Source organism: Nostoc sp. FACHB-110, from assembly GCF_014697425.1.
Taxonomy (GTDB): domain Bacteria; phylum Cyanobacteriota; class Cyanobacteriia; order Cyanobacteriales; family Nostocaceae; genus Nostoc_B.
The window spans coordinates 1-8,703 of sequence record NZ_JACJRU010000081.1; the positions used below are offsets into that span (position 1 = coordinate 1).

The 8,703-nt window shown below is 44.0% G+C and carries 7 protein-coding genes; 4 read left to right on the forward strand and 3 right to left on the reverse strand.

Translation table 11 applies throughout. The annotated features are described in order from the left end of the window. Positions 1–84: 84 nt before the first annotated feature. Together H6G69_RS33095 and H6G69_RS33100 are read right to left on the reverse strand one after the other, a co-directional pair. Positions 85–1,839: an AAA-like domain-containing protein gene (locus H6G69_RS33095; protein WP_190693952.1), complete on the reverse strand. Its 1,755-nt coding sequence runs from the start codon at positions 1,837–1,839 to the stop codon at positions 85–87. Continuing rightward, entirely contained in the window at positions 1,836–4,016 is a 2,181-nt protein-coding gene (locus H6G69_RS33100) for an AAA-like domain-containing protein (RefSeq protein WP_190693953.1), read from the reverse strand. The genes H6G69_RS33095 and H6G69_RS33100 overlap by 4 nt, the downstream gene beginning before the upstream one ends. Before the next feature lie 350 nt (positions 4,017–4,366). Here H6G69_RS33100 and H6G69_RS33105 point away from each other — a divergent pair, with 350 nt between their 5' ends. The 4 genes from H6G69_RS33105 (at position 4,367) to H6G69_RS34610 (ending at position 7,718) form a co-directional block, all read left to right on the forward strand. Beyond that, positions 4,367–5,128, forward strand: coding sequence for a DUF6748 domain-containing protein (locus H6G69_RS33105; protein ID WP_190693954.1), 762 nt, complete (start codon positions 4,367–4,369; stop codon positions 5,126–5,128). Positions 5,129–5,200: 72 nt separating this feature from the next. After that, complete coding sequence (locus H6G69_RS33110) at positions 5,201–6,856, forward strand: alpha-D-glucose phosphate-specific phosphoglucomutase (RefSeq protein WP_190693955.1); 1,656 nt, start codon at positions 5,201–5,203, stop codon at positions 6,854–6,856. Between the two features lie 82 nt (positions 6,857–6,938). Next, the gene (locus H6G69_RS33115) at positions 6,939–7,514 is read left to right on the forward strand and encodes a TMEM175 family protein (RefSeq protein ID WP_190693956.1); all 576 of its coding nucleotides are present in this window, start codon (positions 6,939–6,941) and stop codon (positions 7,512–7,514) included. A gap of 72 nt (positions 7,515–7,586) precedes the next feature. Next, entirely contained in the window at positions 7,587–7,718 is a 132-nt protein-coding gene (locus tag H6G69_RS34610; protein WP_277883510.1) for a hypothetical protein, read from the forward strand. A 309-nt stretch (positions 7,719–8,027) separates the two neighbouring features. On the opposite strand, the gene H6G69_RS33125 is transcribed toward H6G69_RS34610, so the two are convergent. Then, on the reverse strand, positions 8,028–8,621 hold the full coding sequence (locus H6G69_RS33125; protein ID WP_190693957.1) for a response regulator: 594 nt from the start codon (positions 8,619–8,621) through the stop codon (positions 8,028–8,030). Positions 8,622–8,703 lie beyond the last annotated feature (82 nt).

Consider the following 8,703-nt stretch of genomic DNA (forward strand, 5'->3'; position numbering starts at 1 on the left):
GAGATTTTACCGCAGACCCATGAAACATTTGTGCAAGTTGCAATGATTCGGTTAATGCTGAGAAGACTGGCTTAATTGATTCGTTTAATACTTTCCAAACATCCTCTTAGCGTCTTCTACTTCTTTTCTTGCTTGTTGTTCTTGGTTTATTGCTCGTACAGCATTATTATTGGCTTCTTGTTCTTTTGTTTGTGCTTCTCTAATTTTTATCTGGGCTTGTTCTAAATTTTTATTAGCCTTAGCAACTTGAGAGTTAGCAGTTTGAACTCGTTTATTAGCTGTATCAACCTGAGCATCAGCAGTTTTAACTTTTTCATTAGCTTTATCAACCTGCGAGTTAGCAGTCTTAACTTGCTCATTAGATTTATCAACATTTTGTTTAGCAAATCCAGCTACAGTTGCTGCCCCCAAAACTGCAACAATCAAAACAACAACACCAACGCTAATTCGCCGTTGAGCTTTTTTATTTGCCTCACTAAGCAATTGATTTCTCGCTTCTGCCGCCTCCCTATCCTGTCTCTCTCTTTCCAAAGCAGCTTCTTGTTGCTTGACAGCAATCTCTTCCTCTATTTCCTTTTCTTTACTAGCTGCTAAATATTGTTTATCCTGATAGCCTAAATTTTTATCTCTTGCCCATTCTTCTGCTTTTTGTAACGCATTGCCTCGCAGCAACCGAGATTCATCAGTTCCACCCGAAGCTAACCAAAAGCGAAAATTTTCCGAGTATGGACGTAATTTACCTAACTCAGTATTAATCCACTGCTCGTTAAAGACTTGTTCGTAGATGGGATTGTAAACGATTAAGTTGTCATCTCGCTTGACCACTAACCCAGATAATTGCAAGTCCCGTTCTTCGGAAGTATTCTGAGACTTGAGTTTTCCAGCTTGGCGAATTTGCCGATACAACTCTAGCAAGTATGCTGCCTTCTGTTCGTTACTCAACAGGCGATTTCTAATGGTCTTCAAATGCTCCTGTTCGTCCTGAGATTCCCAATTGTCAATCAAGCAATTGTGCGCCAACTTGTCAATAAACTCAGCTTCCTTTCCCGCAGAGATGAACTCTGGGTTATCTACAACCAACTGACATAACCTCTGGGTTAAAAAAGGCTGCCCTCCTGTCCACTTGAGGATTTCTGCTAAGACTGCCTGGGGATTGTCGGCTTTTGTTTCCAACCCCTGCACCAAAGGTTGCGCTTCCTCAAACCCAAAGCCCTTAAGGTCAATCGCCTGACCGATATTGAAAGGAGTTCGTTTCTTGTCGCTAATCAACTCAGCCGGAGCCGCCACGCCCAACAGTGCAAAGGTCAGCCGCTTGTAGTTAGGATTGTCGGCTCGTTTGTTGTAACAAGCACGAATCAAAGCAAAAAAGTCATCAGTAAAAGGTAGGTTGAGGGTGCTGTCGATTTCGTCGATGAAAATAACGATACGCTGGTTAATTCCCGGCAGTAGCGCCGTTTCAATAAACTCTTCTAAGCGTTCTACTGGCGAGAGAAAATCCCTTTCTTTGAGCCAAGTACGGGCATTATCAAGTAAGCCAAAATGACGATTGAGTTGATTAATGATCCCGTTGTACCAGCGTTCTGCTTGCTCAACTTGGCTGTCCTTAGCTGAAAAATCCAAGACGATCCCCTCCCAGCCTTCTGACTTTAGCCGAGCCAAAGTCCGCACCATCAAGCTAGATTTTCCCATCTGGCGAGAGTTGAGGACGTAGCAGAATTCTTGCGCTTGCAGAGCTTCATAAAACTGGCGATCTGCTGCCCTTGTGACGTAAGAGGGAACGTCTTGACCCAAGGCTCCCCCCACTTGATAGCCATAGCTGCCGTTGGTTGAGTCTCTCATTCCCTTATCCTCAAGCGCGATTGGAAATAAGGACGGTACAAAGACTCATGGCGAACAATCACTTCATTCCCCTGCAAGCTGACTAAACCCATCCCATTTAATTTAAAAGCTGACATTGTGGGCAAACACACGGGTTTATCTGTTGCCACCACTTTTTGGAATGCTGCGGCTAACTCTGGGTTTTGCTGTAAATTCCACAAATGCCGCCGCAGGTGTTCGCCATAAATACCTGCATCAGTCGAGGCTGTAGCTAGAAGTTGAGTTAAGGTCAAATCCCCTTGAGCAATATGATAAAGAGCAAGGCGCACCAAGTAAGGGTGTCCGCCCACCATCTCCATCAGTTGTCTGGTTTCTTCTTCCTCCCAACTCAGCCCGTGTCGTGCTACTAAATCTAAAACTTGCTCCTGGTTGAACTCTGGCAACTCTACAGCCAGCCCCACATTAAAGGGAGATGAATTGGTATCCATCACCACATAAGATTCTGTGGAATGGGCGATCGCCATCCGTAATTTAGCCCAAGTTTCATTTACTTTGGCTTTTTCATTCCAAGAGCGCAACAGGGCTAAAAATTCTTTGGCCACTGCATTGTAAGGAAACAGCCTATCTAGTTCGTCCAAGCCCAAAAATAAGGGAACCGTCAAATCTACCAATATGCACTGCTCAAAGTAATCATTGCAGTTTTCCTTGGGCCCGAATAATTCCTCATCCCAAAATTCGGACACTTTTCGGGGCGAGATCCCCAACTTGCGACTGATTAACGCACAAAACCGTTTTAAGAAAACAGTTAAATCTTCAAAAATTGTCTCATCAGTTTCCAAAAAATCTAAGGTAGCCGTGCGATACCCTTGCTCTGTTGCGCGGTGGCAAATCCGGGCTAAAAGGGAAGTTTTTCCCATCTGTCGCGGGGCTTTGATCCGAATCAGCCCGGCGTTTTTTTCCATCTGCTCTAAGCTGCGTGATTCCCAAGGCTCTCGCTGAACGTAAAACTGAGAAGCTAGTTGTATCGTCCCGCCTGGGAGTTCTAATTCTGCTACGGGCAACGGTGGGCGATCTTGTTTTCCCACAATTGCTGTAGGAGTAATTTCTTCGGCTAGGGGTTTAGGTGCTGATCCTGTTGATAAAAGTGAAAGGATTTCCGATAAGATAACTGGTGTGTCTGCATCAGATTGCCATTGCCGTTGCTGAATAGTTTGCAAGAAACTTCGCAATTCGTAATTGAGCGGGTCATCAAAAGGTAAATTGATCCTCACTGGCAAAATGACGGGCTTGCCCAGTTTCGCCTGCAACTCCCTCGCCGTCCTGACTTCTCCTGCCACCATATCACTGCTTGCTGATTGTTCCGACAGCAGCAGTAGGAAATAATCACAGCGTTTCAATTCCTCATCAATGCGTTCTACCCAATTCTGTCCCCAGCTAATACTTGCCCCAGCCATAAAGACTTCGTGTCCGGCTGTTACCAGTTGGTTGTAAAATTCTTGTGCTAGTCCGGCATCTGGCTGTTGAGAGCGATAACTGATAAAAACTCGTTGGCTAGTTATTGGTGTTGTTGAGATAGAAGGCAACGCTCTTTGAAGCGGTTGAGCCTTCGCAGACATTGGCTCAATCTGGGCGGCTTGCAAGAAAGTGGGAATATCCTGTTCTAATATTCCTGCCGTTCTAATCGCGTTACAGCCGAGCTTATAGGCAAACTCATAGGATTTATTAGCTCCTAACGCATCATAAAACCCTACCGCGAACTCAATCGCCGCCCGATCTCCAATCGCTTTCTTCATACCAATAACGCAAGGAATATGTTGTGCGATCGCTTCTGCTTGCACCTGGGAATAGCAAGCATTGAGAACTACACACTCCACTTGCTTTGAAAACAACTGAAACAATCCGGCTAATGCTTCTGCATCAACTAACTTTGCTGCTCCCGTTTCATCTTCAAAAACTAAACCTTCTTCTCCTGCCCCATGTCCTGAAAAATGAATGATTTGCGGTTCGTGTTCCAGGATTGCCCGATGAATATCTCGGTATCGCACTGCTTGGGCTGTGACTATGGAATATCGTTCTCGATTTCTTGATCTTTTCAACCCCTCCTCAATTTCTCGCATCTCTTCACCCAAACGCAGATATCTACTGCCGATGGGATTGGCAGCTAACAGTAGAATTTTCTGAATGGAACCATTATTCATGAATTTGGGCTAGAGTTTGCCAACACCACTGTTTTCTATCAAGCTTACATCTTGAGTATGTGCTTTTACGCAAATGAGCGCAATATTTCTCTTACAAGATGTAAACAATTAGCAATATTACAGATGTGGTGAATTTCCGCACTTGGGAGATCGCTTAAAATAGTAAGTTCTTAAAATTCCTTTAAGCTTTCCCGTAGAGTTTTTTTAACCTATGGCGAGTAGTGTAAAAGTACTGGTATTTCAACCTGCCTTGTTAACTAATATCCCAGAGTACAAGTATTTCATTAGGTTTTGCGAGAAATTCTACTCTTATCAAAGTACTAAACCGTCAAAGAAAATCGAAAGTTACCATGAACAAACAATCATTTAACCACAAATACTCAATCATTCCCCTAGTAGGTGCAATAATAGTCGCCAATGGATTTTTCACCAAAGTATCTGCTCAAGATATTTTGGCTCCACAAACTACTGATTCTGTTGCTGTCACTGTCGAAAATCAAGAATTTCCCCAGTGGGGATATTACACAATACGGAGAGATTTTCGCAGATGTGCTTCGCCAATATGTGGTGGATATTTCATCAAGCAGGTTAACTTGAAAGCTACTCCTTGCATCGATGGTGTTTTTCGCTCCGAATGCTATGTATCTGCAATTGATTTGAGTTCGCTAAAAGTTTCACCTGACCAATTGGCAAAAATCCAAAATGATGATGGTAGTCGTTTGCTTCTCAGAGGTAACATCGTGCCAGTGGCATTTCCCGGCATTGGGGAGTTTGGGAATTTGCGAGTAAAAGAAGCATTCATAGCCGCTACAAATGCCCCAGCGAAAGGTACTTTTGCGGGACTAAAAGACAATGGTATTCGCTGTATCACAACTCCTTGTTTCTCCACAAATCAACTAGTTTTGAATAAACCTTATATTTCTCAAGTTTCATCAATTGATTTGAGCCAAACGGGTGCAACACAAAAACAACTTGACGCAGCAACCAGTGAAATTTTTGGTCAAGGTTTGATTGCTGTAGGTATAACAAAGGTAGTCGAAAACGTAGATCCAACAAGGAGAGATACTCAGTTTGTCGCTACACAGTTTTATTTGAGAGTGGCACAGAATTAAAAAAAATTTGGGCGCAGATCGCAATTCCCTATACTAAATATTTGAGCATTCCACCTTTTGGGGAAAGAGAAAATGAGTTATTTAGACATCTCAACGAATATCCAAACAATTTCTACTACCCCTTTTGCCGATCAAAAGCCCGGCACTTCTGGGCTGCGGAAAGCAGTAAGTATATTTGAGCAGCCCCACTACTTAGAAAATTTCATTCAATCTATTTTTGATACGCTAGGAGACTTACAAGGGCAGACATTAGTTTTAGGCGGTGATGGTCGTTATTACAATCGCCAAGCCATTCAAACTATCCTGAAAATGGCTGCGGCTAACGGTGTAAGTAAAGTTAAGGTCGGTCAGGGAGGAATTTTGTCAACTCCTGCCGTATCTGGCATCATTCGCAAGTACAAGACTCTTGGGGGCATTATTCTGTCGGCCAGCCATAATCCGGGTGGCCCAAAAGGTGATTTTGGCGTTAAATACAATATCAGTAACGGGGGGCCTGCACCGGAAAAAGTAACAGAAGATATCTACGCGCGCAGCAAAATAATTGACCAATACCAAATTTTAGATGCACCAGATGTAGATTTAGAAACTTTGGGTGAATCTCAACTGGGAGCATTGGTTGTCGAAGTCATCGATTCCGTGCAGGATTATGAAAAGTTAATGGAGTCTTTGTTTGATTTTGAGCGCATACATCAACTTTTAACTTCTGGTAACTTCCGGCTGTGCATAGATTCGCTTCATGCAGTGACTGGCCCCTATGCCCATACTTTGTTTGAGTATCGCTTAGGCGCAGCATCTGGAAGTGTGCGTAACAGTACACCTTTGGAGGACTTTGGCGGCGGACATCCCGATCCAAATTTAGTGTATGCCCACGAATTAGTTGATATCCTTTATGGAGAAAATGCCCCAGACTTTGGTGCAGCTTCCGATGGCGATGGCGATCGCAATATGATTTTAGGGCGGAGGTTTTTCGTTACCCCCAGCGATAGTCTAGCGATTTTAGCTGCCAATGCGAAGCTAGTTCCAGGATATCAGGCGGGTATAACAGGAGTAGCACGGTCTATGCCTACAAGTCAGGCAGTAGATCGAGTAGCAGCACGGTTGGGAATTGACTGCTACGAAACACCCACTGGTTGGAAGTTCTTTGGCAATTTATTAGATGCAGATAAAGCTACTCTCTGTGGAGAAGAAAGCTTTGGCACTGGCTCCAACCATATTCGAGAAAAGGACGGGCTATGGGCAGTGCTATTCTGGCTGAATATTTTGGCAGTACGACAACAATCTGTAGAAGAGATTGTCCGCGAACACTGGCAAACCTACGGACGCAACTACTATTCTCGCCATGATTATGAAGAAGTAGATGCCGAGGGAGCTAACACCCTAATAGAACAACTGCGATCGCAAATCCCAAACCTGAAAGGAAAACGATTTGGTAAGTATGAAGTTAAGTATAGCGATGACTTTAGCTACACCGACCCAGTTGATGGCAGCATTAGTCAAAAACAAGGGATTCGCATCGGCTTTACTGACGGCTCTCGCATTGTCTTCCGGCTATCTGGTACAGGTACACAGGGTGCTACTTTGCGAGTTTATCTAGAATCTTACGAACCAGATACGGCTAAACAAAACCTCGATCCGCAACAAGCACTAGCAGATTTAATTACAATTGCTGATGAAATTGCTCAAATTCGCACCTTGACAGGTAGAGAACAGCCAACTGTGATTACATGATGGGTAAAAAAATTAAGGAGATTAGACGCTGTGAGCTTACCAGGAAGATAATTTACAAAGCAAAACAAGACCTGGGAAAACAATGGGGAAAGGAAGATTAGAAGCATTTAGCGATGGTGTAATCGCCATCATCATCACCATCATGGTGTTGGAATTGAAAGTCCCTCATGGGGGCGATATAGCTGCACTCCGCCCATTGCTACCAATATTTTTGAGCTATGTCTTAAGTTTCGTAAACGTTGGAATTTACTGGAACAACCACCATCACTTGCTACAGGTAGCCAAGCAAGTAAACGGGCGAACTCTCTGGGCAAATCTGCATTTGTTGTTCTGGTTGTCCCTAATTCCCTTTGCTACCGCTTGGATGGGCGAAAATCACTTTACTGCTTTACCAGTTGCCTTTTATGGCATAGTTCTATTGATGGCAGCGATCGCATACTTTATTCTGAGTCGTACCTTGATTTCTCATCACGGTCGAGACTCAATGCTGGCTCTGGCTGTTGGTCGAGACTTTAAGGGCAAAATATCGGTGTTGATTTATGCGGCGGCAATTCCCCTTGCTTTTGTAAAACCGTGGTTTGGCTGTGCATTGTATGTTCTGGTTGCAATTATGTGGCTTATCCCTGACCGCAGGATTGAAAGGACGCTTAAACCTTAAACAGTAATCAGCAGGTCAAGTTTGGTGTGAGCGCCCTTCGAGTGGGCAAGGCGGCAGAGGATTGTGATTGCGATGTCGGGTGAGGTTGTGTATACGCCGGATGGTGAGGCTGTTGCGGTTGCGGAGATGATGCGGCGGTTTCCGATGATTGAAGATGGCAGACTGCGGGAAAATCCAGGGGTTGATTTTCTGATTAAGTGTTGATCTGATGACCCTGCTTTGAGAATCGTGATCAAGAAATTGGTGGCAAAGTGTCCGCATTGTGGGCTTGTGGCTGCGGATGGGGTGTTGGTAAAGTGGAATAGTGGAATAAGCAGATCATCTGAGTTAACTGAATATTTCAGCAATCGCTCTCAGGTAAAAGTATCTTAATTTTAGTAGACTGAAAAGTCGTAGTAGAGAAGATACTATAACGGGAAAAGTCAGGCCATTCGATAACGCCCCGCTACCGCTCTAAACGCAGCCATACCCGCAGGACTTTACAGCACTCAGCACTCATTCCAGCTAGAGTTCTTAAATATTGAATTTTGAATTTTTTGTCTCGCCTATACTCTTATCCTGAGTCAACAACTGCTGAATCACAGTAACCAGATGCTTTAGTTTCACAGGTTTGGGCAGATATTCATCGGCCCCAGCTGCGAGACACTTTTCTCTGTCTTGAGGCATGGCTAACGCCGTGAGAGCAATGATGGTAATCGAGGCTAATGATGGATTGGCGCGAATCTGGCGGATTGCTTCTAAGCCATCTATTCCTGGCATCTGAATATCCATGAGAATCAAGTCAGGATGGTGAGTAATGGCGATATCTATTGCTGCTCGTCCATTTTTTGCCAGGATTAATCGATAGCCTTGGTTATGGAGATAGCTAGCTAAGGTTTCAATATTCGCTTCATTGTCTTCTGCCAATAGGATTAGAGGTTGCTTTGGGGGCGGAGTAGTTACCACAGCCTGAACTGGAGAAAACTCTTCAGTCAGATCCTGGTGAGCGTTCAAGAGCGAACTAGTGGAAATCTGGCTAAATAGAGAAGCTTCCGAGTAAGGTAAGCGAACGGTAAAGCAGCTACCTTTGCCGACTTCACTATTAAGTAAGTCGTGGGGAAAATTCATAAGTATGTAACAAAAAATTAAGCGGAAGAAGCAACGTTAAATTTTACACGTTGTGTACTGTAGTTTCCCTTTTCTCCTCTTG